Annotated in this window: 25 protein-coding genes and 1 pseudogene; 13 read left to right on the forward strand and 13 right to left on the reverse strand. The window is 47.4% G+C overall.

From position 1 onward, the window contains the following. Positions 1 to 106: 106 nt before the first annotated feature. Positions 107 to 463: a glutathione S-transferase N-terminal domain-containing protein gene (locus tag SHEWANA3_RS13595; protein ID WP_011717480.1), complete on the forward strand. Its 357-nt coding sequence runs from the start codon at positions 107 to 109 to the stop codon at positions 461 to 463. 58 nt (positions 464 to 521) lie between these two features. Here the strand turns inward: SHEWANA3_RS13595 and SHEWANA3_RS13600 are convergent, their stop codons facing one another. Then, on the reverse strand, positions 522 to 1211 hold the full coding sequence (locus tag SHEWANA3_RS13600) for an energy-coupling factor ABC transporter permease (protein WP_011717481.1): 690 nt from the start codon (positions 1209 to 1211) through the stop codon (positions 522 to 524). Between the two features lie 165 nt (positions 1212 to 1376). Between SHEWANA3_RS13600 and SHEWANA3_RS13605 the strand changes: the two genes are divergently transcribed. Beyond that, a complete protein-coding gene (locus tag SHEWANA3_RS13605; protein ID WP_011717482.1) occupies positions 1377 to 1841 on the forward strand; it encodes a hypothetical protein in 465 nt (154 codons plus the stop codon). 130 nt (positions 1842 to 1971) lie between these two features. Here the strand turns inward: SHEWANA3_RS13605 and SHEWANA3_RS13610 are convergent, their stop codons facing one another. Genes SHEWANA3_RS13610 through SHEWANA3_RS13625 form a run of 4 tightly spaced genes read right to left on the reverse strand, consistent with a single transcriptional unit; the run spans position 1972 to position 7305 of the window. Further along, positions 1972 to 2151, reverse strand: a complete 180-nt coding sequence (locus tag SHEWANA3_RS13610) for a Trm112 family protein (RefSeq protein WP_011623174.1) — start codon at positions 2149 to 2151, stop codon at positions 1972 to 1974. Then, positions 2141 to 3148 (reverse strand): tetraacyldisaccharide 4'-kinase, encoded by a 1008-nt coding sequence (lpxK, locus tag SHEWANA3_RS13615; RefSeq protein WP_011717483.1) that lies wholly within the window; start codon positions 3146 to 3148, stop codon positions 2141 to 2143. Before lpxK ends, SHEWANA3_RS13610 begins: the two co-directional genes overlap by 11 nt. Then, on the reverse strand, positions 3149 to 4951 hold the full coding sequence (gene msbA / locus SHEWANA3_RS13620) for a lipid A export permease/ATP-binding protein MsbA (RefSeq protein ID WP_011717484.1): 1803 nt from the start codon (positions 4949 to 4951) through the stop codon (positions 3149 to 3151). 32 nt (positions 4952 to 4983) lie between these two features. After that, positions 4984 to 7305, reverse strand: coding sequence for a DNA internalization-related competence protein ComEC/Rec2 (locus SHEWANA3_RS13625; protein ID WP_011717485.1), 2322 nt, complete (start codon positions 7303 to 7305; stop codon positions 4984 to 4986). 32 nt (positions 7306 to 7337) lie between these two features. Between SHEWANA3_RS13625 and SHEWANA3_RS13630 the strand changes: the two genes are divergently transcribed. From SHEWANA3_RS13630 to SHEWANA3_RS13655, 6 genes are all read left to right on the forward strand, one after another. Then, complete coding sequence (locus SHEWANA3_RS13630; RefSeq protein WP_011717486.1) at positions 7338 to 7847, forward strand: DUF2062 domain-containing protein; 510 nt, start codon at positions 7338 to 7340, stop codon at positions 7845 to 7847. A 406-nt stretch (positions 7848 to 8253) separates the two neighbouring features. Next, positions 8254 to 9426, forward strand: coding sequence for an NnrS family protein (locus SHEWANA3_RS13635; RefSeq protein WP_011717487.1), 1173 nt, complete (start codon positions 8254 to 8256; stop codon positions 9424 to 9426). 149 nt (positions 9427 to 9575) lie between these two features. Next, on the forward strand, positions 9576 to 9980 hold the full coding sequence (locus tag SHEWANA3_RS13640; protein ID WP_011623180.1) for a phosphate-starvation-inducible PsiE family protein: 405 nt from the start codon (positions 9576 to 9578) through the stop codon (positions 9978 to 9980). Between the two features lie 151 nt (positions 9981 to 10131). Beyond that, entirely contained in the window at positions 10132 to 10434 is a 303-nt protein-coding gene (locus SHEWANA3_RS13645; RefSeq protein WP_011717488.1) for a PilZ domain-containing protein, read from the forward strand. Between the two features lie 77 nt (positions 10435 to 10511). After that, positions 10512 to 11180 (forward strand): AAA family ATPase, encoded by a 669-nt coding sequence (locus tag SHEWANA3_RS13650; RefSeq protein WP_011717489.1) that lies wholly within the window; start codon positions 10512 to 10514, stop codon positions 11178 to 11180. Beyond that, positions 11167 to 11508 carry a hypothetical protein gene (locus tag SHEWANA3_RS13655; protein WP_011717490.1) on the forward strand — a complete coding sequence of 114 codons (342 nt, stop codon included), beginning with the start codon at positions 11167 to 11169 and terminating at the stop codon, positions 11506 to 11508. The genes SHEWANA3_RS13650 and SHEWANA3_RS13655 overlap by 14 nt, the downstream gene beginning before the upstream one ends. 282 nt (positions 11509 to 11790) lie before the next feature. On the opposite strand, the pseudogene SHEWANA3_RS13660 reads toward SHEWANA3_RS13655, so the two are convergent. Further along, a pseudogene (locus tag SHEWANA3_RS13660) lies at positions 11791 to 12041 on the reverse strand (YecH family metal-binding protein). 137 nt (positions 12042 to 12178) lie between these two features. Here SHEWANA3_RS13660 and SHEWANA3_RS13665 point away from each other — a divergent pair. The 4 genes from SHEWANA3_RS13665 (at position 12179) to SHEWANA3_RS13680 (ending at position 16725) form a co-directional block, all read left to right on the forward strand. Further along, on the forward strand, positions 12179 to 13861 hold the full coding sequence (locus SHEWANA3_RS13665) for a sensor histidine kinase (protein WP_011717492.1): 1683 nt from the start codon (positions 12179 to 12181) through the stop codon (positions 13859 to 13861). Next, entirely contained in the window at positions 13858 to 14568 is a 711-nt protein-coding gene (btsR, locus tag SHEWANA3_RS13670; RefSeq protein ID WP_011717493.1) for a two-component system response regulator BtsR, read from the forward strand. The genes SHEWANA3_RS13665 and btsR overlap by 4 nt, the downstream gene beginning before the upstream one ends. A 195-nt stretch (positions 14569 to 14763) precedes the next feature. Beyond that, a complete protein-coding gene (locus SHEWANA3_RS13675) occupies positions 14764 to 16218 on the forward strand; it encodes a carbon starvation protein A (RefSeq protein ID WP_011717494.1) in 1455 nt (484 codons plus the stop codon). 138 nt (positions 16219 to 16356) lie between these two features. Further along, positions 16357 to 16725 (forward strand): VF530 family protein, encoded by a 369-nt coding sequence (locus tag SHEWANA3_RS13680; RefSeq protein WP_011717495.1) that lies wholly within the window; start codon positions 16357 to 16359, stop codon positions 16723 to 16725. Between the two features lie 131 nt (positions 16726 to 16856). On the opposite strand, the gene SHEWANA3_RS13685 is transcribed toward SHEWANA3_RS13680, so the two are convergent. Further along, positions 16857 to 17900: a PQQ-dependent sugar dehydrogenase gene (locus tag SHEWANA3_RS13685; protein WP_166485386.1), complete on the reverse strand. Its 1044-nt coding sequence runs from the start codon at positions 17898 to 17900 to the stop codon at positions 16857 to 16859. Positions 17901 to 18310: 410 nt separating this feature from the next. Here SHEWANA3_RS13685 and SHEWANA3_RS13695 point away from each other — a divergent pair, with 410 nt between their 5' ends. After that, the gene (locus tag SHEWANA3_RS13695) at positions 18311 to 18757 is read left to right on the forward strand and encodes a FlxA-like family protein (RefSeq protein WP_011717497.1); all 447 of its coding nucleotides are present in this window, start codon (positions 18311 to 18313) and stop codon (positions 18755 to 18757) included. 64 nt (positions 18758 to 18821) lie between these two features. Here SHEWANA3_RS13695 and SHEWANA3_RS13700 read toward each other — a convergent pair whose 3' ends face one another. The 6 genes from SHEWANA3_RS13700 to SHEWANA3_RS13725 all read right to left on the reverse strand — a co-directional run bounded on the left by SHEWANA3_RS13700 (position 18822) and on the right by SHEWANA3_RS13725 (position 24912). Beyond that, on the reverse strand, positions 18822 to 19598 hold the full coding sequence (locus tag SHEWANA3_RS13700) for a hypothetical protein (protein ID WP_244096622.1): 777 nt from the start codon (positions 19596 to 19598) through the stop codon (positions 18822 to 18824). Positions 19599 to 19805: 207 nt separating this feature from the next. Next, a complete protein-coding gene (ribA, locus tag SHEWANA3_RS13705; protein WP_011717499.1) occupies positions 19806 to 20417 on the reverse strand; it encodes a GTP cyclohydrolase II in 612 nt (203 codons plus the stop codon). A gap of 263 nt (positions 20418 to 20680) precedes the next feature. Next, positions 20681 to 21037, reverse strand: a complete 357-nt coding sequence (locus SHEWANA3_RS13710; protein ID WP_011717500.1) for a YibL family ribosome-associated protein — start codon at positions 21035 to 21037, stop codon at positions 20681 to 20683. 125 nt (positions 21038 to 21162) lie between these two features. Then, on the reverse strand, positions 21163 to 21624 hold the full coding sequence (nrdG, locus tag SHEWANA3_RS13715; RefSeq protein ID WP_011717501.1) for an anaerobic ribonucleoside-triphosphate reductase-activating protein: 462 nt from the start codon (positions 21622 to 21624) through the stop codon (positions 21163 to 21165). Positions 21625 to 21729: 105 nt separating this feature from the next. Continuing rightward, positions 21730 to 23847, reverse strand: coding sequence for an anaerobic ribonucleoside-triphosphate reductase (gene nrdD / locus SHEWANA3_RS13720; protein WP_011717502.1), 2118 nt, complete (start codon positions 23845 to 23847; stop codon positions 21730 to 21732). Positions 23848 to 24216: 369 nt separating this feature from the next. Further along, the gene (locus tag SHEWANA3_RS13725) at positions 24217 to 24912 is read right to left on the reverse strand and encodes a hypothetical protein (protein ID WP_011717503.1); all 696 of its coding nucleotides are present in this window, start codon (positions 24910 to 24912) and stop codon (positions 24217 to 24219) included. Between the last annotated feature and the right edge of the window lie 108 nt (positions 24913 to 25020).

Here is a 25020-nt window from a genome sequence, read left to right on the forward strand (position 1 = left end):
GGCTTTATGCGAGCGGAATCACATTTCGCCAAGTCTTTTCGACAGCGGAATACCCTATTGCACCACCCATACTGCGGCGCGCTAACACACTTTATTCGAGGTAATTATGTTTATTATTCGCTGGATTTTAGGCCGGATCATTTTGTTACTGAACTTTGTGTTCACCCCAAAGAAGCGCAAACGCCCACAGGCAGAACAACAACAGATTGACGCCCAGACCCAAGCGCTGGCCTTATATCAGTACAATGCCTGCCCTTTCTGCGTTAAAGTGCGCCGCGCCATGCGTCGTCAAGGACTGAATATTCAAACGGTGGATGCAAAACAATCCCCGCACAAAGATGAGCTTATCGCTCAGGGCGGTAAACAACAGGTTCCTTGTTTACGCATCGAAGAAAATGGCCAAGTACAATGGCTGTATGAGTCGAAAGAAATTATTAATTACTTAGATCAACGCTTTGCCTAAATAAATGCGCGCCCTATGGCGCGCTTTTTATTTGCGCCTTTCTTTACTTACGCCACGTTTATTTACGCCAAAGATATTCGCGATCGGAATAGTCAAACAACCACTGGGGTTGGTACACCACGAGCAGCGTCACCGCCATGCCATTGAGTAACGCTTCAGGGAACGCTAATAGCGGGATTAACATCAGATAGTTATCAATCAACACGCCCCAGTCATAATCCATTGACAACCACAGCCAGAATGCCCAACTGAATTGATGAAAAACCGTCGACAATCCTGCGTTAATAAAGGCGCCGACAAAAATAAACACAAAAATATGCTTAGGAAACAAATGATAACTACGGCTGTAGAGGATAAAGGCACAGAACAGCGGAATAGCGATAGCAAACAAGCTAAAAGCCCCAAACTCGGCGGGTTGCTTTAACACAAACATACTGAAAAATGCACTCGGTAGCAGCAAGGCGACCGTGGCTAAACGCCAACCAAACATCAGTAGGCAAGTGACTATGCCTAAGAAGTGTAAATGCAATCCCACTTGAATACTGGCATTGAGCAACCACAGGGTATTCACCGCAATCAGGGTCAATAACAGCCGCCATTGTAAGCCTTTGTCCTTCAGTACTTGCTGTAGCTCCTCCTTAGGCCAAATGGCATAAATCCACAGCGCCAGTAGCAACAGACTCAGGCACTGCAATGGGCTGATACCCCATTCGATTTGTGCCAAACGATTCGCCCAAAAGTCCAACATGAAAAAGGCTCCCTCAGTACAGCGCCATTCGGCGTGATAAAGCGGTAAAGATAATCGCGGTTTACGAGAGTGAGTATATCGCGAATAAAACCCATAATTGCATGATATTTCGCGGCATATTAAGGTATTCTTCGATAAGAGAATCACCTAAGAGTAATCCTTCATATGCTATTAAAATCGATAAGTCTGACACTGTTGAGCTGCTTTACCCTACTCGCCTGTAGCAGCGCCCCGATAGATCCCACTGAGTTTGCGGGTAAGTTTAAAGATAAGCTCACCACAGATCTGCGAGCCGATGGCCTAAAACTCTTTACCTATCAAGCCGGTTTAGCCGAAGACAAATCGAAAAAGGATAATGCCGAGCGCCCCTTCCCCCACGAAGAACGCATGCGCCAAGTCGCCCAAGATCCTAGAGAGCAGCGCCGCAGTCATAAAGAGCAGGCCGACTCACTCGAGATTTGGGGCAAACAAGTGGAGCTGGGGTTAGAAAAAACCTTAGAAATGACGGGCTATTGCCGCGAGGGTTATTTCGAATTGAGTAGAAATATTGAATCGGGACGCGGTGAAATTCGCGGAGAATGTAAAGAAGGCGCCACCGAGGAAGATAAACAAAAATTTGCGCGCTTTTAGCAAGTTTGAGTGCTTATCTTTACCAGTAAAAAAAGAAAAAATAAGGGCGAGGTTATCGCCCTTATTTCAACGCTTTACTTAGCTAACTCACTGAACGCTAAATCAAAGCCCCAATTCATTCAGTCTGCAATTAAACCGCTTCGTTTAAGGGAACTGCACGGTTTTCGAGTAACACAGGGATCCCATCCGTGATTGGATAGGCTAATTTGTCTGCCTTACAAATCAATTGCTGCGTTGTTTTATCGTATTCCAATTTTCCCTTGCACACAGGGCAAGCGACTATGTCTAACAGTTTTTTATCAAACGCCATGGGATTTTCCTTGTTTAGCTGCAGCCACAGAGCGCACACGGCTCAGCAGCTGTTGATCAAATTGTGGCGATAGCTTGGCATCCACAGCCAAATACCACCAGTTTTCTTGTGCAAAATCGCGACATTTAACCGCATCTTTTTCTGTCATCATCAGCGGGCGAGATGCCGCAAGCTCGCATAACACGTGTTTATCGTAGGCTTGGTGGTCATCAAAACCATGGGATAACGCGAGTTGAATGCCTTGCTGCGTTAACGTCTCAAAAAAGCGCGCCGGATGACCAATACCCGCCATTGCCACCACGGGCTGCGTCGGGTTAAACACGGCCTCAGCCTTAGGGTTGACTGGTAACACTGCACTCGGACTCAGCTGCATCTCAAATTGATTGGCCTGAGCGGGCCCACCATTGACCACCACAAAATCCACTTGATTAAGGCGCCAAGCCCCTTCCCGTAGCGGCCCTGCGGGCAGCAAATGACGATTCCCTAAACCGCGCTTTCCATCAATCACCACCAGCTCAATGTCACGGCCGAGGGCGTAATGCTGCAAGCCATCGTCACAGATAATCACATCCACGGCAAACTCTGCCAGCAATGCCTTGGCGGTATCGACACGTTTGGCTCCCACCACCATAGGCACACTGGTGCGCGCTACTATCATGGCGGGCTCATCGCCCACAGCCGCCGCGCTATCCACCGCAGTAACAACTTTGACCCCTTGAATATCCGCGCCATAACCTCGGCTGATCACACCTGGATTAAACCCATGTTGCCGTAACAACTCAATTAAATAGATGACTGTGGGGGTTTTACCGCTGCCGCCAACGGTAATGTTACCGACGACGATAACGGGCACGGGTAATGCGGTTTGGGATTTGAGTCCTAAGCGAAACAGGCTGCGACGAATCGCGGTGATTAAAGCGAATAGCACAGAAAACGGCAGCAAGAGCCACCGCAATGGGTGGCCCTCGTACCAAATTTTATTTACCAGCGCCTGCATTTAGCTACCAAACTGCATTTGGTATAACTTGGCATACATGCCGCCAAGTTCCAGCAGGGATTTATGGGTACCGCGCTCAACGATACGACCTTGATCGACCACTAAAATTTGATCGGCACTTTCAATGGTCGACAAACGGTGGGCAATCACGACCGAGGTGCGGTTTTGACGAAGATTATCCAGCCCTTGCTGAATCGCCTTCTCAGATTCGGTATCGAGTGCTGAGGTGGCTTCATCGAGGATCAGCACAGGCGCATCGCGCAGCATAGCGCGGGCAATCGCGATACGTTGTCTCTGACCGCCCGATAATAACACGCCGTTTTCACCCACTTGGGTATCTAAACCTTCGGGCAGTTGCTCGATAAACTCCATCGCATGGGCCAAGGTCGCCGCTTGAATAATCTGCTCGCGGGTCGCTTCGCCGGGATAGGCATAGGCGATGTTATTAGCAATGGTATCGTTAAACAACGTCACTTGCTGCGACACAAGTGCTACTTGATTACGCAATGATTTCAATGAGTAATCATAGATGCTGACATCATCGAGCAGAATGTCGCCAGATTCCAAGCCAGTGTAGAAACGTGTCACCAGACTGGCGATAGTGGATTTACCCGAGCCAGAACGTCCGACCAAGGCCAAGGTTTGCCCTTGGGTGACCTCGAAATCGATATTATCTAAGGCGCGGCGCTCCTGCCCGTCGTAGCTGAAGGACACATTATCAAAACGTAAGTTGCCCTTAGCACGCTTGACGGTATAAGTCCCCGTATCGGATTCAGGCAAAGTGTCTAACAATTCAAAGACCGTGGTACAGGCCGCGATACCGCGCTGAAATTCGGCATTCACACGCGTGAGGTTTTTGATAGGTTGCAGCATGGCCATCATAGCGCCAAGGATGGTCGCGAAGGTACCTGCGGTCAAATCGGCTTTCATGCTATCGAGGCTCGCCGCATACAGCACAAAGGCCAAGGCAAAGGAGCCAATCACCATGATCAGCGGCTGGCTAATGGCCTGCGCCACGGCGAGTTTCATGTTTTGATGACGGTTTCTGTCATTCACTTTGGCAAAACGCGCCGTTTCGGTTTCTTGCCCGCCGAAGGCCAAGACGTTTTTATGGCCTTTGATCATCTGCTCGGTGGCGGCACTGACATCGCCCATCGCCGTTTGGATTTGTTTCGATACCTTACGGAAGCGGCGACTGACAATAGTGATCACCAACCCCATAATTGGGCCAATCACTAAAATACAGAGGGAAAGCTTCCAAGAGTTATAAAACATCAGCGCAAGCATACCGATAACCGTCACCCCATCACGTACGATGGAGATCAAGGCACTACCCGATGCGCGGGCAATTTGTTCGGTATCGAAGGTGACTTTTGAAATCAAGTTCCCGGTGTTTTCTTTGTCCATGTAGCTCACGGGCAAGCTTAGATAATGCTCAAACACCTGCTGACGCATATCCATGATCAAACGCGCACTCATGTAAGAAATGCCGTAGGTGGAGACAAAGTTCGCAAAACCGCGCAGGGAAAACATTAAAATAACCACTATCGGTGCCATTAATAACACTTGGTTATCGGCATGGAAGCCTTGGCTAGTGGGGAGTGCGATACCGTTACTGATCGCAGGAGCACTGGAAAAGCCTTTATCGATAAAAGGACCGATAAAAGAAATAAAGGCCGCGTCGACAAGCCCATATACAATCAGGCCGACAACTGAAAGCAAAAACATGCCCTTCATCGGTTTGAGGTAGCCCAGTAATCGTTTGAAAACTTTCCACATTTCGTCTTTAGGAGATGCTGTCATTGAAAACACTAAATTATGGCAAAGTGGCCATTCTACTCTGGATTAATCAAGTCACCAAATCTAAACAAGCGGTTATACCAAAATGGCGCCAAATCACGCCGATAGGTCTTCACCTCAAGCCGTCCAGCATTAAAAGAAACGCTGATTTGCCCTTCTCGCCCCGTCGTTAAATACTGAATATTCCGCGCTTGATAGCGCGCAACCACATCGGGCTTGGGGAAACCATAACGGTTATTGAGACCTGAAGGAAACAACACTAACTCAGGAGCGACAGCATCGATAAAGGCAGGGGTTGATGAGGTGCGGCTGCCATGGTGCGGCGCAATGAGCACTTGGCTTTTAAGCTCGGCACCTTTGAGCGCTTGTTCAATCAATACCGCTTCGGTTTCCTTTTCAATATCACCACTGAGTAACAAACTGTGCGCGCCATCATCGATACGCAGCACACAGGAGGCGTTGTTCCCTCCCTTGGCCGTCTGCGGCGAAATAAAGTTTAACGTTAATTGCTGCCACTGAATTTGCTGCGGCACACAAGGCATACCAGCCAAATGAGCCACATCGGTTATCCAGTTTGCCCTTGGATAGGCTTTAGCCAGTACTTCGGCACCACCTGCATGGTCGTTATCCCTATGACTCACGACAATATAATCCACCTGAGCTAAGCCTTTGCTGTTAAGAAACGGAATGACCACCCGTTCGCTATAGCTAAAATCTTCACCAAAGGCGGCGCCCGTATCATAGATAAGTGCGCGTTTATCCTGTTCAATCACCACGGCTAATCCCTGCCCCACATCGAGTAGATGCAGTGTCCACTGAGGGGAAGAGGACTCAGTCACACGTGGAAAAATCACTAATATGAACGGAATAAACAGCAAGGCTAAAGGTAAATGCCAGAGCCCATACCGACTATGATGCGGAAGGTAACGCCACAGTATCAAGGCCAACAGTGCGCACAGACTGGCCCCGAGCAAGGTCTCAGAGACCGAATGCCAATGGGCGGGTAAATCACCACTAAGTTCCAATAACTTGCCATAGGGTAACAGTGTTAAATCAGCCAGATGGAACAACGCAAACCATGCTTGCCCCAAAAGAGTGCCTACCCACCAGAGGATAAACGCCAGCATAGACAAGGGGATAACGATTAAGCTAAACCAAGGCACCACCAGCATATTCATCCACAGACTGTGTACGCTTAGGCCGCCGAAAAACACCGCCTGTACCAGCCCTAACACCAAACTTAAACGCCATTGAATTGACCAAAATTGCGCGAGTCTCCCTCTCGCTTTTGCCCTAAAGGTGGCGTTACCTTCAACGGGCTGAATACGCGGCGCGCTTTCCAAGGTATATAAAATAATCGCCAAGGCGCAAAACGACAGCCAAAAACCTGCACTCAAACAGGCAAGCGGATCGAGCAAAAGCACAATAAAGAGTGCAAACAGTAAACGGTCCCACGCACTCGAATAGCGCCTTAATAAACTCAGCAGCATGATCAATAAAATCATCACTAACGCGCGTTGGGTCGAAACGGCAAATCCCGCTAAATAGCTATAAAATAAAGCACAACCACCGGCAAGCAATAGCGCAATCACTAGATTACGCCTGCTCGGATGCGCCGCGAAGCGGCTTAATAGAAACAGCGTGCATACATAAACCCAGGCGGTGATCACAGATAAATGCAGCCCAGATATCGCCACTAAATGCCCGGTTCCCGTTTGCCTTAATGCCTGCCACTTACTGGCGGGTATAAGTTGCTTATCGCCTAAAATCAGCGCGAGCAAAATATCCCCCTGCTCGAATGTCGGCAGCTTAGGGGACAATTGGCTAATCAGATGATTTCTTAATGAAAAATGCGATGTTTCTAACGTTGCATGTAGTACCCTGCCCTTGCCAACAATATGCTGACTAATCAATTGCTTTTGTTCGTTGTAGCCACCTTGATTTAACACGCTCGAGATAGTTTTAGGCATCAGCGTAAATGACCAAACTTGCCCCACTTGCACCGCTTCGGGAGATTGCCAAGTGAGTCGCAACTTCGCCCTTGGCCAAAAGATTAAATTTGGTTTATCGACAATAATATCGAAGCTAACCCAGTCGCTGTTTTGACTAACTAGTGATATGATTTCGGCCCTCACTTGAATTGGCTGTTGCGATAAAGGAAGATCCTGCCGAGATAAGACTAAGCAAAACCCTGTAAGCCAACACATCGCGAAGAGTATGCCAGACAAACTCGGCGCTTTTTTGAATAAGATGAGTGCCCCAAGGCAAAGGTAGGGTAAAGAATTAATTGGCAGCAGCGAGGGCCACAACATCGCTGATAATAAGGTGGCACTAAAGCCAAAAATGAATCCATTCATAGTGAATTAAGTTAAGACAGCAATTTCAGCCTATGCCAAAAAAATTAATCAAAAAATATATGCCTAAGCCTGAAACCCTGCGTGAGCACAAACACCTACGCATTTTCGGTCGCTTATTACATAACCCCAATCTGTGGGCGCTTAATCGCCGCTCTGCCCCGGGGGCCTTTGCCATAGGTTTGTTTGTCGCTTGGATCCCAATGCCGTTTCAAATGGTGGTCGCCGCCGCTTTCGCCATCCTGTTTAATGTCAATATTCCTGTCTCTGTCGCATTAGTGTGGATCACCAACCCGCTCACCATGCCGGTAATGTTTTATGGCGCTTATTTATTAGGTGCAAAAATTCTTGGGCATGCGCCGCAGGAGTTTGCCTTTGAAGCCAGCTGGCAGTGGATTGAGTCTTCATTGGCCACCATTGGCCCCGCATTTTTGCTTGGTTGCTTAGTGTTAGGGGTGATATTTTCCGCCTTGGGATACCTGACGATCAGTAACCTGTGGAAATACTCCATCATGTTTAAATGGCAAAAGCGTAAGACAAAATAATTGCCGCATCTTTGCCACACCATCCCATAGCTCACCAGGATTGTATCTAAACGCATCCAATAGCATCTAAGCACTTTGATTAGCGCTTAGATGTCTTATAAGTGATCCAGCTTAGATACATTTGCTTAACTTGTTGCATTGGGTTTCGTAGTCAAGCTCACCCAAGATATTGAACCAGTTAACTCCTCTAAGCATGACCTTCTCAGCCCCAGTAACACTTGCCGCTTGCTAAACTTAAATCCTTAAGCTACCCGCAATCTCACATCTAAGAGCCAATCCGTCACATCTCACCGCAAAATAAACAGCTTACACGGCAATAAACTGACTGTTACTCAAAAGGAGATATATACATTCATTTTATTTGCAGCTTAAAATATTCCCATGTTCACCTTCACCACTGCTTTGTATGCTGAATATTGATGAACCCGCACACTTACAACCCAAAGTAGCCTTGTTTCGCTTAGGTTTTAGACCCTTTTTCCTATTTGCCAGCCTGTTTAGTCTCTTAAGTCTGGGTATATGGGGCGGTTTGCTCTCAGGCAAGTCGTTACTGCCAAGCACACTCAATCCACTCTGGTGGCATGGCCATGAGATGATTTTTGGTTTTGTCTGCGCTGTAGTTGCAGGCTTTTTACTGACAGCCGTTCAAAACTGGACGGGACGCCCTGGCATTAAAGGTTTGCCTTTAGCTGGACTATTTTTAGTATGGCTACTGCCTCGGTTGTTGTTAATATTGCCCTTCAACATTCCGCTTGTGGCCATTATGGTCATCGATCTGCTGTTTTTACCCTTAACAGCGGTCTTGTTAGCCATTTCGGTGATTGAGGTTCGCCAGTGGCGCAACTTTGTGTTTATCCCCATTCTGAGTTTACTTACCATCTTCAACGGCGTGAGTTATTACGGCTTAATGACTAATCAATTGAATTGGATGAATAACGGACTCTATGCCGCAGTGATATTGGTCGCGGTTATTGTTGCGCTGCTCGGCGGACGGGTGATCCCATTTTTTACTGAGCGAGCGACCCAATGGCAAAAGCAGTCTCCTATCCCAGCGATAGAGTATTTAAGTTTCGTTAGCCTATTAGCCCTAGTGATAAGTCTCTTTTTAACAGAAACATTATTGACCCGTATTCTTGCAGGTGTCGCAGGCTTAGTACTCTTTATTCGTTGGTTTCGCTGGGGATGGAATGCCAGTTGGCCAGTGCCACTATTATGGTCGCTGCATTTAAGTTACTTATGTATCCCCATAGGTTTAGGGCTAATTGCCGCAGGATTGCCACTTTCCGTTGGTATGCATTCCATTACTGTTGGGGGATTGGGCGGAATGATCCTCGCGATGATGTCACGGGTCTCGCTCGGGCATACGGGGCGCACACTGACACCGCCGCGGCCAATGGCGCTGGCTTTTGCTTTAATCCTCATAGCCACAGTGCTGCGCGTCCTTGCGGGCTTACTTAGTACTTGGTTTATCGAACTCATGCTCGCCGCCATTGCGCTGTGGATCTTCGCCTTCGGTTGTTTCTGTTACTGTTATGGACCTATGCTTTGTCGCGTAAGGGCCGATGGACGCCCTGGCTAAAGCGGCGTCTAAAATCGTGGCGCTTTGATTCTGTGGCTCAACAAGCAATTGTTATCTTGTGAATTGAGTCACAGAGAATCACGCCTCTTTTCCCTACCTAAGGTATTTTTACTGTTACTATTTATAAAAATATTCAGTAGGGAGTACCTATGCCATTTTATCGTCAATACGGTGCCAAGGGCTTAAAAGCCGTTGAGCATCTGGTATTAATCATCATCGCCATTGCGACCGTTGTCGCCATCGGTCAAGAAATTGTTCATGTCTTTAATGTCGGCGCCGTAGCGCTTGCCGATCTACTGTTATTGTTTATTTACCTTGAAGTGCTCGCCATGGTGGCCAACTACGCCGAATCGGGCAAATTACCCGTGCGTATGCCGCTGTACATTGCGATTGTCGCCCTAGCGCGGTACTTAATCTTAGATATGAAGAGTATGGATGACTGGCGCATTGCCGCCATTTCACTCTCGACTTTGATTTTAGCGGCGACGGTTATCGTTATCCGTTGGGGCCAATTAAAAATGCCCTACCCTAAAAATCAAGAATACGATAATTAACCTTCCTGCGCGCCATTGCCAGCCAAAGGCAATGGCGCGATGTTCTTGCCAGTAAAATCCCCACCAAAGACCTCGCTTTCACATTGGTATTCTGCCAAAAAGCAATTATGCTAGTTTTACTGAGATCAATTATTTACGGGGCAATTGAGTTATGGGTGACCATCCAACAGGATTTGAAGAAAAACGTGGGTCGCTTCGCGTGGATATGGAAGCCGAGCGCGTACTCTTACATTGGACAGATAACGACGATGTAAACCATACCGACCAAGGCGTGTGCATCGATTTAGCCCGTAGAGGCATTTTGTTTGATTATAAAAAACCGTTCTCGCTGGGTGACTTAGTCACAGTGACCTTTAATCCTGACACCGATCATGAGAATAGCGTTAAAGGTCAGGTCTGCCGCTGCTCTAAACGTCATGATCAAAGCTATCATGTCGCTATGCAATTGCTTTAATTTCAATCCAGCTACGCAGGGTCGATTGAGCTGTTCTACACTGAATTAGTTGAACTATTCGTACAGGGGACATAGCTATGATATTGCTGGTGGGTGGTGAAAAAGGTGGTAGTGGCAAGAGTTGCCTCGCGCAAAATCTGGCGGTTTATATAAAGCAGAAATTTGACGCCAATGTGCTGATGGTCGACTGTGACCCACAACGTACCACATCCGATTGGATCCAAGCCCGAAACAACGACCCTAGCCTCCCTGCCATTAACTGTATTCAACTCTACGGTAAAATTCGTAACGATTTGCTCAGTCTCAATGAGCGTTTCGACTATGTGATTGTCGACTGCGGTGGTCAAGATAACCTTGCGATGCGCGCCGCGATGTCGGTGGCCACATATGTGGTGATCCCCCTAAGACCTAAGCGTCGCGATCTAAAAACCTTACCCCATATGGAAGACATGCTCAGCACCTGTAAGATGGTTAACCCCAAAATGGTGGCCACCATAGTGCTCACCCAATGCCCCGCGCTGCCCACACAGGTCAAACGTATTTTAGAGGCCAAAGAAGTGGTGCAATCCTTCGGGTTACGCGTGCTTAACTCGGTGACGTTTTGCCGTAACATTTACGATGACAGTGAGGAAAAAGGATCGTCTGTGATAGAAATTGAGCCCGATGGAAAAGCGGCCGACGAAATCCGCGCAATTGTGGATGAGCTGTTCACCTTACCTCCAGAAAATAGTTATGAGCTTAACTGATCTTAAACGTAAGAAACCCAAACAAGTCATCAAGTCGGTTTCTGTTGATGATTTTATTGAAGATGCCAATAACTATGCTCTTGGCAAGGCGAGTATTCTTAACATCCCCACAGTCGAGCCTAAGGGATTAGATAAAAAGTCCGCCAAGATTTACCGCCACGCCACTTTTACCTTAACCGAAACCAGTATTTCCCAGCTCGATGGCCTGGCAAAGGAAACCAAGATTGCTAAATCGCGGCTGCTGCGGATTTTGATTGATGAGTTCAGCCACAGAACGGCTGAGGAACAACTCAAAGTAGTCAATAAAAGTAAGAAAAATGAGGGTTAACTCGACTCTTTATGCATTGATATTAGCGGTTATCGGGAGTGATAACTGCTTAAGTTTTCTGCAATAAAACTGCCGCGATGCAAACCTCTATAAAATCCCGCTTTAGAGAGATTTAATTGGCCGCAACCTAATGCGGCCAATGGTTCTGAACCTGACTGACGCTATATCGACTAAGGGCAGTTCGCCTAGGCTCATATGAACCTAGACTACAATTTGCTTCAACTTCTATTGCCTAAGCTTCGATTAGCTAGGCTTCGATTAACAAGAGTACTTTCAATCATCTTAGTGGTGTGAATGATTGCACTGCCGCCCAGCCACCAGAGTCAACCCTTGCTCCGATTCCAGCATTTTTCCTTTGCGCAGTAATAAGCTAATCAGCTCTTCCGCCTGTAGATTATCGGCGCTGCAAGTGTGATAACGCGCATGGTCGCCAAAGGTTTGGCCATCAAGGCGATAAACTCAGGCTTTAAAAGCGGATTTTCTTGCGCTACCATCAGCGCCATAACGTCATGACCGTGAACAGAATCGGACATAGTCTCTCCAAAAGATGTAAAAGATGTAAAAAAGATTAAGCTTTATATCCGAACTGTTGAATTTTAACCCTGATCTTGCGCACATACTGCCGATTTCAATGCCTGTGCCGACTGCAATGACGATAAAGTGAGCTACTATGTCCTTGATCTTGCTCCTGACTCAACAGATGTCACTCTACTTAGTGATAGTGTATTTGGTCAGTAAAACGCCACTCTTTAAACTGTTCGCCGAAACCGCGCCACGCCTACCGCACAAGGTATTTATTTATCTTATCTTTTCAAGCTTTTGTATCATGGCGACTTATTTTGGCGAGCAAACCTCGGGCGCCATTGCCAATACTCGCGCGATGGGCGCCGTATTAGGTGGCTTACTCGGCGGTCCTGTCACGGGATTTTTAGTCGGTATCACGGGAGGTTTGCACCGCTACAGTATGGGTGGTTTTACCGATTTAGCCTGCGCCATTTCCACTACCCTCGAAGGCCTGTCAGCGGGCATGATCAGTTTTTACCTGCGCCGCGCGGGCAAGAGCGAGCTTATCTACAATCCACTGTTAGTTTGCCTAGTGACCTTTTACGCCGAAATGATGCAGATGAGCATTATTCTACTGATCGCCCGCCCATTTGATGATGCCTGGGAATTAGTTCGACAGATTGCACCGCCGATGCTCTTAGTTAATTCCATCGGTGCGGCGCTGTTTATGAGCATGATCCGTGACCAAAAAACCATGTTCGATAAGCTATCCTCCAGCTTCTCGACCAAGGCGCTCAAGATTGCCGAGCGCAGCGTGGGCTTACTCTCCAAGGGCTTTAATGAAGAGAGTAGCGGTAAGGTTGCGCAAATTGTGATCCAAGAAACCAATGTCGGCGCAGTGGCCATTACCGACCGCGAAAAACTCTTGGCTTTTATTGGCATAGGCGCTGACCATCATATTCCCGGCACACCGATTTCCTCAAAAATAACCCTTGAGGCCATTAACCAGAACAAAGTGATGTTCGCCGATGGGGTAGAAATGCCCTATTCCTGCTCGATTTCGAGCCAGTGTAAACTCGGTTCGAGCCTAGTGATCCCACTTCGCAGCGACACTGAAGTCATTGGCACCATCAAGTTATACGAGCCTAAAAATAAACTGTTCCTGAACATTAACCGCACCTTAGGGGAAGGGATCGCGCGGCTATTGTCGAACCAGATCCTCTATGGCCGCTTTGAACAGCAGCAAAATCTGCTGACCCAAGCCGAGCTCAAATTACTGCAAGCTCAAGTTAATCCGCATTTTTTATTCAACGCACTCAATACCATCAGTGCGATTATTAAGCGCGATCCCGATATGTCGAAGCAACTGCTACAGCAGTTATCTCAGTTTTTGCGGATCAATTTAAAGCGTACCACGGGTTTAGTGACACTCGGGGATGAGCTCGATCACATCGCCTCCTATCTCACCATTGAGAAAGCCAGATTTATTGATAAATTACAGGTCAATATCGCTATTCCTGAGTCACTCTATCACTGCAAAGTGCCTGCATTTACCCTGCAACCGATCATTGAAAATGCCGTCAAACACGGCACCTCCCATATGATTGAGCAAGGGCAAATCAAGGTGACAGGCCGAATGGATGAACAGATATTGGTCTTAGAAGTCACTGATAATGCTGGGCTTTACCAGCCGATTATTGGTTCTGAAGGGCTAGGCATGAACTTAGTCCATAAACGGATCCAAAACCTGTTTGGTGAGCAGTACGGCATTCAGGTGGAATGCGAGCCGGATGAGTACACCAAAGTCACTATCCGCTTACCCATAGAACAGACGGAAACCAGCACGTGATCACTTGTTTAATTGTCGACGATGAATTGTTTGCCCGCGAAGAGCTTGCCGATCTGCTCGGTCAAGAAGCTGATATTGAGATTATCGGCCAATGCTCCAATGCGATTGAGGCGCTGCAAACCATTGCCAAAGAAAAACCTCAATTGATTTTTCTCGACATCCAAATGCCGCGGATTTCCGGCATGGAGTTGATTGCCATGCTCGACCCCGACACTTTGCCAAAAATCGTGTTTGTGACTGCGTTCGATGAGTTTGCAGTCAAAGCCTTTGATAATCATGCCTTTGATTATCTGCTTAAACCCATAGATGCCGAACGTCTCAGCCAAACCTTGAAACGAGTCCGTAAGGATCTGACGCCACAAGCCGTGAATCTGATCGCGCCATCGACGCTGGAGCATTTGCCCTGTTACAGCGGCAGTAAGTTAAAAGTCATCCCCATTCAAGATGTTGAATATGTATTTAGCGATTTAAGCGGTATCCATGTCGCCTGTACTAAGGGCAAGGTCCACACCCAGCTCACCCTGAAGGTATTAGAGGAAAAAACGCCGCTAGTGCGTTGTCATCGTCAATATCTGATTTCGCCCAAGGCCATTGCCGAGATAGAACTGCTTGATACCGGCGCCGAAGTCACTACCCTGCTTGGCGACAAAGTGCCCGTATCCCGCCGCTATCTCAAAAGCCTTAAGCAATTATTTGGCTTCCAATAGTCCGATTATTGACCGCTTATACTCATCTCCTAACCGCTCGGGACGGTTAATACTTATGAATGACATACGTATGCAACCGCTCGCCCCATTCTATTACCGCTGAGTCAGCATTATCGACCTCTCACCCAGTTAGCGCTGTTTTGTGTAAACAACTTGTTTACACTCTGCACAACTCAAAATGGGGAGATAACTAAAATGATGTGGTTCCTACTCTGCGTCGGTTTATTGATCGGCGGTTACTTTATCTACGGTACCTTTGTTGAAAAGGTATTTGGTATCAACGAAAAACGTCAAACACCGGCTTTTAGCCAAACCGACGGCGTAGACTATGTGCCTATGTCGAAAGGCAAAGTGTACTTAATCCAACTATTGAATATCGCGGGTGTAGGTCCAATCTTCGGCCCAATCCTAGGTGCGCTTTACGGTCCTGCGGCCATGCTGTGGATTGTGATCGGTTGTATTTTTGCCGGTGCGGTGCACGATTACTTTTCGGGTATGCTGTCGGTCCGTAACGGCGGCCAATCTGTGCCTAACCTTGCGGGTAAATACTTAGGTAAGAGTGCCAAACACTTTATGAACGTGTTTGCCATCATACTGCTGTTACTTGTGGGTGTGGTGTTTATCTCTGCGCCAGCGGGTCTGTTAGGCAAGCTAACGGGTTGGGATGTCAGTATTTTCGTTGCGATTATCTTCGTTTACTACCTGATTGCCACTGTGGTACCTGTCGATAAAATTATCGGCCGTCTGTATCCCTTCTTTGGCGCGCTGCTGTTCTTTATGTCCTTTGGCTTAGCCTTTGCGATCATATTATCGAGCGAACATACACTGCTGCCTAATGTGCAAGCGGGTGACTTCTTCCAAAACTTAAACCCGAAAGACATGCCACTGTGGCCTGCACTGTTTATCACCATTGCTTGTGGTGCGATTTCAGGCTTCCACGCAACACAATCGCCGCTGATGGCACGTTGTGTTGAAAACGAAAAGAACGGCCGTTTCGTGTTCTTTGGCGCCATGATCGGTGAAGGTATCATCGCCCTACTCTGGTGTGCGATTGCACTGTCTTACTTCCACGGTGTTGAAGGATTAAGCACAGGCATGGCGGGCAACCCTGCAAACGTAGTTTACGAAGCCTCTACCGGTCTATTAGGTGCTGTAGGTGGCTTTATGGCCATCCTTGGGGTCATCATTCTGCCTATTACGTCAGGCGACACCGCTTTCCGCTCTGCCCGTTTGATCTTGGCTGAGTTCTTTAAAATGCCACAGGTTGCCCTACCAAAACGTTTAGTCTTGGCCATCCCATTGTTTGTGATTGGTGGTTTATTGACTCAAGTCGACTTCGGCGTGATCTGGCGCTACTTCGGTGTGGCTAACCAAGCGACCGCAGTATTAATGCTCTGGACAGCCTCTGCTTACCTACTACGTCACAATAAACTGCACTGGATCACCACTATTCCAGCGATGTTTATGACTACCGTGGTTATCACTTTCCTGCTCAATTCAGCAACCTTAGGCGCAGGTTTGCCTATGACCCTGTCGACCATCGCAGGAAGCATTTCAACCTTAGTTATCACTGCGTTATTGATTGTGAAAACCAAAGGTAAAGGCGAAGTCGATAGCGACAGCGACAGCGAATTACCCGATGAAGCTTAATTTCGAGCAAAACCACTAGAAATATCGCGACTCAAATTGAACGGACACTCATCAGTGTCCGTTTTTTTATCCATCGCCTTAAGCCTAAGCCCATAATGCTGGTATAATCCCGCCATTGTTCACGGCAGTTTATTCAAGATGACTCAATCAAATAACCCATTACACGGCATCACACTCGAAGCCATAGTCACCCAACTGGTGGAACACTATGGTTGGGAAGAACTCGGCGCGCGCATCAAAATCCGTTGTTTTACCGAAGATCCGAGTATCAAATCGAGTCTGCGCTTTTTAAGAAAAACCGACTGGGCGCGGGAAAAAGTGGAATATTTGTATTTAAAAACCAATAAACTACCACTGCCAGGCGCAAAATCATCTAACGCTCCGGCGAAAGCAGCGGCCAAGAAGCCTGCAAAACCCGCACAAAAACCTGCTCAGACGAATGCAGCCGCATCGACAACTGCAACGGATGGCCAGATCAATAGCCATATCTGGGGCAAGCGCGACTAATTTCGCGAGAATATTCAAAAGCGCATTCACAAGAACAGACAAAAATGCGCGGGATAATTCACTCGATTATCCCGCGCATTATTTTTTAAGTGGTTTAACAGCCGGATTAACGTTTAAGCCTTAGCTATCGGCTACTTTGTCTGCGGATAAGTCACACGGTAAATCGCCCCCGCATAATCATCCGATACGAGTAAACTGCCATCGGCCAATTCGGCAAACGCCACTGGGCGACCGAAGGTTTGTTCATCCTGCATAAAGCCAGTTAAAAACGGGGTGTATTTCACCACCTTGCCTTGCTCAATCGTTGCCACGGCCACTTTATAACCCGCTTTCTTAGTGCGATTCCACGAACCATGCTCGGCCACAAATAACTGCTGTTGATAGTCGCTAGGGAACTGTTTACCCAAATAAAAATGAATGCCGAGCGGCGCAACATGCGCCCCTAGGGAGAGTGCCGGTGCAGTGTATTTGGCAGGATCTTTACCTTGGCCAAACTCAGGGTCAAGAATCGTACCTGCATGCACATAAGGAAAGCCAAAATGTTCACCCAAGTAACTGACCTTATTGATTTCGCAGGGAGGAATATCATCGCCCATCATGTCGCGGCCATTATCGCTAAACCAAAGGGTTTGAGTGCCAGGCTGAAAATCAAACCCGACGGAATTACGAACCCCTTGGGCAATCGTCGTTAATTTTTTGGTCTCAAGATTAAGCGAGAAAATGCGCCCATAGCGTTCATTCTCCGCGCACACATTGCAGGGCACGCCCACCGGAATGATTAACTCGCCTGTCGGTGAAACCCCTAACACTTTCCAGCCATGGTGGGTTTCACTTGGAAAGCCATCGAACACCACCTCAAATTTGGGTGAGTTTAAGTTGTTGTCTATATCCTTGAATCGAATGATGCGCTCGACTTCGGAGACATACAGATCGCCATCTTTGATGACCACACCTGAAGGTAGCTTAAGTCCTGAGGCAACTAGGATTTTCTCATCGGCAACGCCGTCCTGGTTACGGTCGATTAGGGCATAAACATTCCCCGCCTTCATCGAGCCCGCATAGACGATACCTTTATCGGATACGGCAATTTCACGCGCATTTTCAACATCATCAGCAAAAAGAGTTACGTTAAAGCCTTCGGCAACCGTCAATTTATCTAAGATATTCTTGGCCATTGCCGGCGCAGAAATGCCACTCAAGACACTGAGTGATAAGAGAGAAACCGCCTTAAAACTGGCTGTCGTGAGTAGTGCGGCGCGTTTTTTATGATCCATTGACTCGCATCCTAGTAGGGTAAAATTATTGTCGTACAATTAATTGGCCTACGTTACCTTAGATATACCGTATTACCAAATCCCCTGATTTAGCATGTCAATCCGACTTGGAAGTTTCCTTAACAAATAACTCACTGCCAATTTGCCCTTTCTCAATCCCACATATCGCGTCCTTTGCAAAATAAGGATGAAAATCTGCTTGAGTTTTTTATCCATCAGCCGATAGCTCGATAAAGCACACTTGTCACTCACATTGGTTACGCTATTGAACATAGTTGAGCGACCACATTGAAGTATTAAAGGAATCTATCGTGAACATTAATGGATTAAATACTACTGCAAACAGCGGCGCCTTTAAGTCAGTGTCCAGTGCCTATATCACCACCACGCCTTCATCCAACGGCTCAACAGAGACCATAGACTCGTCACCTCAAGAAACGGTCAATATCTCCAATGCGGGAAGACAAGCCCTCGCCACTGAAGTAGGTTCAGCTTTAAGGGGGCAAGCAGCAGAAAAATTGCAGCAAACGGAAACAACTGATACCGAAGAGCCCACATCGATTATTGATGAGCAAATTAAACGCATAAAGGAACAAATCAAAGCCTTGCAGGAAATGCTCACGAAACTCGAAGGAGATGATTCTGAAGCTGCGGCTCAACAACGTAAGCTATTGCAGGAGCAAATTATGCAACTCGGTAATCAAATTGCCGTGTTAATGGATAAGAAAATGCGGGATGCGCAAAAATCTGCAGGCTAAGACTTAGCGCCAATCTGCGTTAGTCTTTGTATATCAACACGTCATGAGCTTGGGTTGAAACAGATTAAATAGGAAAACTAAATAATAAACGCCAGATATTTAATCCGTCGCCAGTGCGATAACTGATCCCAATTCTATCTATGCCGAGGAGATCGCCACCCAAAGGCTTAGCAAAGGCGAGTGTAGCGCCAAACTCGTAGCTGCCGGAGACTATGGTTTCATCTTCAGCATTTTGGCTAAAGTCCAGCTCGTTGAAATACCAATAACCGACTGCAAAAACTCTCGGCTGCATCTGAATATTCAACCATTGCCAGCGGGGTGAAAGGCCAATATCGACTCCGGTTTGCAATACCGCAAATTGGTCGGTTAATTTTCCTACCCGCTCACTGTAGCCCGCAAACCTTAGCCTAGATACCCAAACGCTGTCTTCACCCGCTAGGCTGAAATCATACAGGCTACTCACGCCCGAGGCTAAAATCGCCACGTTCGCATCGGTATCGAAATTCGTCCCAAACCCCACATCCAGATAGGCTTCCATCCGCGTATTTGCCGTTGCCTGCCAGTGGTGTTCGATGCCTGGCGTCATCGTCATAGTGCCGACCGAGGAAGGCAATTCACCATCGGTAATATCTTTGGCTAAGTAGTCAAAAAAACCGAAGGACAAGGGTAAACGCAGCCAGGTTTGACTACTTTCGTCCTTTAAGAAATCAAAGCTTAAGGGAATGCTCACCACAGTGGCATTTTGATCGGCAGCCCGATACACACCCGTGCCAAGATAACTGCCAAAGGCATAAACAGAGTTGGGATTATTTTGCCCATCAATCGGTGATTCGGGGCTCATTTGAGCAAACGACTGAGATAGCTGCGCAGCCTGCGGTTGGGTGTGGCTTACAATGGGAGCGGTCGACGCCAACAGTGGGAAGACGCACCCCATTGATAGCGCCGAACAGCAAAAGCATTTAACGAGTAACCGGCTAAAAATGGTCTTCAATTTATGCAAACAGATCCTGATTTGCTAAGCCTAATCGGTTATCGCTTTGGTTAAAGATTACTCTTCATCCGTAAAATGATACTCAGACATCATATGGCCAAGTTCGGTGGATTTGGTCTTTAAGTAAGCTTCATTGTAGCGGTTTTTACCGACTTGCAGGGGAACACGCTCAACCACTTCGATGCCGATTTCTTTCATCGCTTTGACTTTGCGAGGGTTATTGGTCATTAAGCGTACATGCTTCACGCCAATTTGTTCAAGCATAGGTTGGATCATATCGTATTTACGCATGTCCGCCGGGAAACCTAATTGCTCATTCGCCTCAACCGTATTGGCGCCTTTATCCTGCAATTCATAGGCGCGGATCTTATTGAGTAGACCGATACCGCGGCCTTCCTGACGCAAATATAAGATAAATCCACTGCCAGTTTCGGCAATGTTTTGCATCGCAGTTTGCAGCTGGAAGCCACAGTCACAGCGTAAGCTAAACAAGGCATCGCCCGTAAGACACTCAGAGTGAATACGGCCTAATACGGGGGCATCGCTACTTAGGGTGCCAAACGTGAGGGCAACATGCTCTTTACTGGTTTCGGTATCTTCAAAACCGTGCATGGCAAAAACGCCCCAGGGAGTGGGTAATTTTGACGTCGCGACATATTTTATCGACATGACTTAACCTTAACGACTACTCTCATTCCATGAGACGGAAGGAACATCCATAAACAAAACGATGATTGGGCTCTTCGCCTACTGAGCGCCTATTCTAAAGCGTTTTCCATAATCACGAAATACTTTAGTAATTTAATCAACTATAAATCGAAACCTGCGGCGCTATCACGGGTATAGCTCAATCCGTCGAACAACCATTCAAGGCGCTGCAAAATAAGTATGTGCCTTATTTTGCAACTCAATGAATAACTTGCCAATAAAACTTAAAACTTAGCTGGAGCAAAACCCGTGACTTCGGTTAAGCCCATTTCGCGTCCTAATGCCGTCATAGGATGCACAACCACTAGGCCCTTGACTGACTTTTTCAGTTGACCCATGTCGGCTTGCTCAGCTTTGGTGAGGGCACGGTGGAATGGCAAGTGTTGAATATCTGTACCTTGCTTTTGTAAAAGGCGCGACTGCTGCGTTTTTACACTATTGATTTGCTTAGTGACCGCCGCAATCTCGCGTTTAAATTGCGCCACAATAACGGCATCGCCACGTTGCTCTGCTGCCGCCAGTTTACGACGAAACTTATCTAACTTATCGTTAAGCTGCTGCAGTTCTTGCTTTAAATTCATCATGTTACCTTAAATTACTTAAGTGAATCCCAGTCGATATTTGCACTATTTTGAGCCTGAATGTCTGGGTCACTGTGTCAAGGTGTGGGATTATAACAGCAAGTTAGCGATCCTCGTTACCGCTTTTATAAGAAACGGATCACCTGATTGCTGCTGCCACGGTATGGCAAACTCGGATCGGCAAGGCTCTGTTCGAATTTACCATCCACCAGCACGTCCACATATTCCAGTACCGCCCGCTGCTTATCCGTTAGCGCATCCCAGGTATAACCCGTCCACAGCCAAATATCTTTACCCGGACATTCGGTTTTCACCCGCTTCACTAACGCGAGCATTCCCTCAAGGTTGGCGGGTAAAAGTGGATCGCCCCCAGAGAGTGACAAGCCGCGGCGCACAATGCGCTCATCCTGCAGATCGGCGATAAGCGTATCTTCCATCGCCTTATCAAATAAATGGCCTGAGCGCACATCCCAAGTACTTTGATTATAGCAACCTCGGCATTGGTGCTCACAACCGGACACAAATAGGGTGACCCGAGTACCGGGGCCGTTCACCACGTCAACGGGATAATATTGGTGATAGTTCATTGCTGCGTCCGCGCTAAAGCCCAATATGGTTAGGGGCTAAAGATCAAAGCACAGTCGCCACCAGTGCGACTGTGCCAGTGTAACAAAACAAACAAGGCAAAAGTGTTACAAGTGTTTGATCCTGCGTTTCACTTCTTCTTGCTTGCCATGGTTGAATGGTCTGGCATCGGGGCTACCTAAGTAACCGCATACCCGACGCGTCACAGATACCCTGCTTGGCTCATGGTTGCCACATTTAGGACAAGTAAAGCCTTTACTGGTACAACTAAACTCACCGGTAAAACCGCAGTCGTAGCATTCATCAATCGGCGTGTTAGTGCCGTAGTAAGGCACGCGGCTATAGCTGTAATCCCACACATTTTCGAGCGCTTCAATGTTGTGCTGCATATTGGGGTATTCGCCGTAGCAAATAAATCCGCCATTGGCGATCGCAGGATAGGGTTGCTCAAAATCAATTTTATCGTAAGGATTCACCCGCTTTTCCACATCCAAGTGGAAGCTATTGGTGTAATAACCCTTATCAGTTACGCCTGCAACCACGCCGAATTGGCGCGCATCGAGTTTGCAGAAACGGCTGCAGAGGCTCTCACTCGGGGTGCTATAAAGGCTAAACCCATAACCGGTTTCGGCCTTCCATGCATCGGTAGCCGCTTTAAGGTGCGCGACAATCGCCACCGCTTTTTCTCTAAGCTTGGCATCATCAAATACATGGGTTTCAGTGCCATAGAGCGCATTGATGGTTTCATGCAAACCGATATAGCCTAATGAAATCGATGCCCGACCATTTTTAAAGATTTGGGCGATATCATCATCGGCGCGCAGGCGCACACCGCAGGCGCCTTCCATATACAGAATCGGCGCAACTCTAGCTTTAACGCCATTTAAGCGTTCGATGCGGGTGTCTAATGCGCGGCGGGCAAGCAGTAAACGCTCATCTAAAATGCGATAGAATTCAGCTTCATTGCCATTGGCCTCGAGGGCTACACGGGGCAAGTTTAAGCTCACCACCCCAAGGTTATTGCGCCCTTCATGGACCAGTTCGCCATTTTCTTTATAGGAGCCTAAAAAGCTACGACAGCCCATAGGGGTTTTAAATGAACCCGTGACCTTTTCCACTTGCTCGTAGTTCAAAATATCTGGATACATGCGCATGCTGGCGCATTTTAGGGCCATTTGTTTGACATCGTAGTTGCAATCACCAGCCTTGTGGTTAATGCCATCACGAATCGCAAACACTAACTTAGGGAACACAGCAGTCTTACGATTTTTACCTAGGCCCGTCATACGCACTTTCAGCATGGATTGCTGAATTAAACGCGACTCCCACGAGGTACCAAGACCAAAACCAAAGGTCACAAAGGGCGTTTGCCCATTGGCGGTATGTAAGGTATTCACTTCATATTCAAGGGATTGAAAAGCATCATGGCATTCTTTTTCGGTGAGCGCCGTCGCATAGGCCTTGGCATCTTTAATCTGCCAGTTGAGCGCCACTTGATAGTGTTTGTCATAGCTCTTCGCCACAAATGGCGCGAGCACTTCATCGATACGGTTAATCGTGGTGCCGCCATAAATATGGCTCGCCACTTGGGCAATGATCTGCGCTGTTACCGCCGTAGCGGTGGAGATGGATTTTGGGGTTTCAATTTCGGCGTTGCCCATCTTAAAACCGTGGGTCAACATGCCCGCCAAATCAATCAACATGCAGTTAAACATCGGGAAAAACGGCGAATAATCGAGATCGTGGTAATGGATTTCACCAAGTTCATGGGCGGCCACCACATCCTTAGGCAGAATATGGCTCTTGGCGTAATGCTTCGCGACGATACCCGCGAGTAAATCCCGTTGGGTTGGGATCACTTTAGAGTCTTTATTGGCGTTTTCATTTAACAGCGCGGCATTGCTCTGCTCGACTAAACCACGGATTTCGAGATTGAGCTTACTGGTCGCATCGCGGCAAATATCTCTGTCATGGCGATACTCGATATAGACACGCGCCAAGGACTTGTAAGGCCCTTCCATCAGTAGGTTTTCAACTGCGTCCTGTAAATGGTGGATCTCGACTTCTGCCAGATTGGCCACTCGCTCCCTCACACAAGCGGCAACCGTCGCGGCATAGTCTGCATCCTCTATCCCAACCGAGTTTGCAGCCGCTATCACTGCATCTCTTATCCTTGTTTCATCAAAAGGTGTGCGGCAACCATCCCGCTTGATCACGACTGGCATTGTTCAGTTCCTCTCCATTCCGATTAAAATTAACACTACATATAGTGCTTAGATAGTCAAAAAACACAATATCTAGGCAATTAGGCGGCATTAACACCTAAAATTCCATGATCCAGATCATGATTTATCGGATGGATAAAAAGAACAAAGAAGAACTGTAGCCAAGCCCAATGATCTCAGTTTTAAGCCTTGACCTTAGCCATAAAGCAGGATAGCGGACGCTAAAAATACCCGCTAATCACGACAAAGGACCTTGGCCCTAAAGCCAAAGTCCTTGTAATAAAAAATCCTTAGAATTAAAAGTCCTTGGAATAAAAGGAGTCCTTAGCTCGGCGTTTGCCCTTAGCCAAGGTTTGCATTCAGACAGGGTTAACGCTTGGCTAAGGCAAGATAACTACTCAGTTGCCCCGATGCCGATTGCTGCATCCCCATGGAGGAAGCCACTTGCATGGTCGATTTAAGCCCCTGCCATAACTGCTTTTGGCTGTCACTCAGTGTTGGATTGCTATTTAGATAATCGGTTAACTGGCCAAATACCTTGGTGGCTTTTTGTGCCAGCACAGGGGATTGCGCATCATCCATATTCGACAATACATTCTTAGCATCGACTAAGGTGTTGATCATCGGACTGTTGGGTGACTTTTCCGCTAAGGACTTCAGCTCGTCATCGATAAAGTCTTGCAGGGATTGCTTGCTCGGCTTTTGGCTCGGCAAATTAATGCCGTTTTGTGACAGTCGCTCAACCTGTGCATCGGACAAAATGCCGTCCTTTTGCAGCCGAGACACTAGGGCCGGAATATCTGACACACTAAACTGGCCATCGGCAAAAAAGTCCTTCGACATGGCTTGGATTTTTTGTGCCCGAAGCGCACGGGGTGACAAGGCAATCTCATCACTCGGTTTCGCTTCAGTTTTAGGCGTATCCTTGGTGGATGAGTTGGCATCCGTGCTGGGCTTTGTCTTACTTGCGTCAGTCTTACTCGTGTCCGTCTTCTTGCTGTTCAGGCCATAGGCATCGGCAACACTGCTACGGTTCAGATTTAAGGCATTTAAAAGAGGATTCATCGTCAATAATTCGGCATCTAACACTGTGTGATGGGGTTAAAGCAAAAAATAAGCCAATCAAACAGTCACTTGCCTAAATTATTATTCGTTTCGCGAGCACGAGCTTGC

Source organism: Shewanella sp. ANA-3 (assembly GCF_000203935.1).
GTDB lineage: Bacteria > Pseudomonadota > Gammaproteobacteria > Enterobacterales > Shewanellaceae > Shewanella.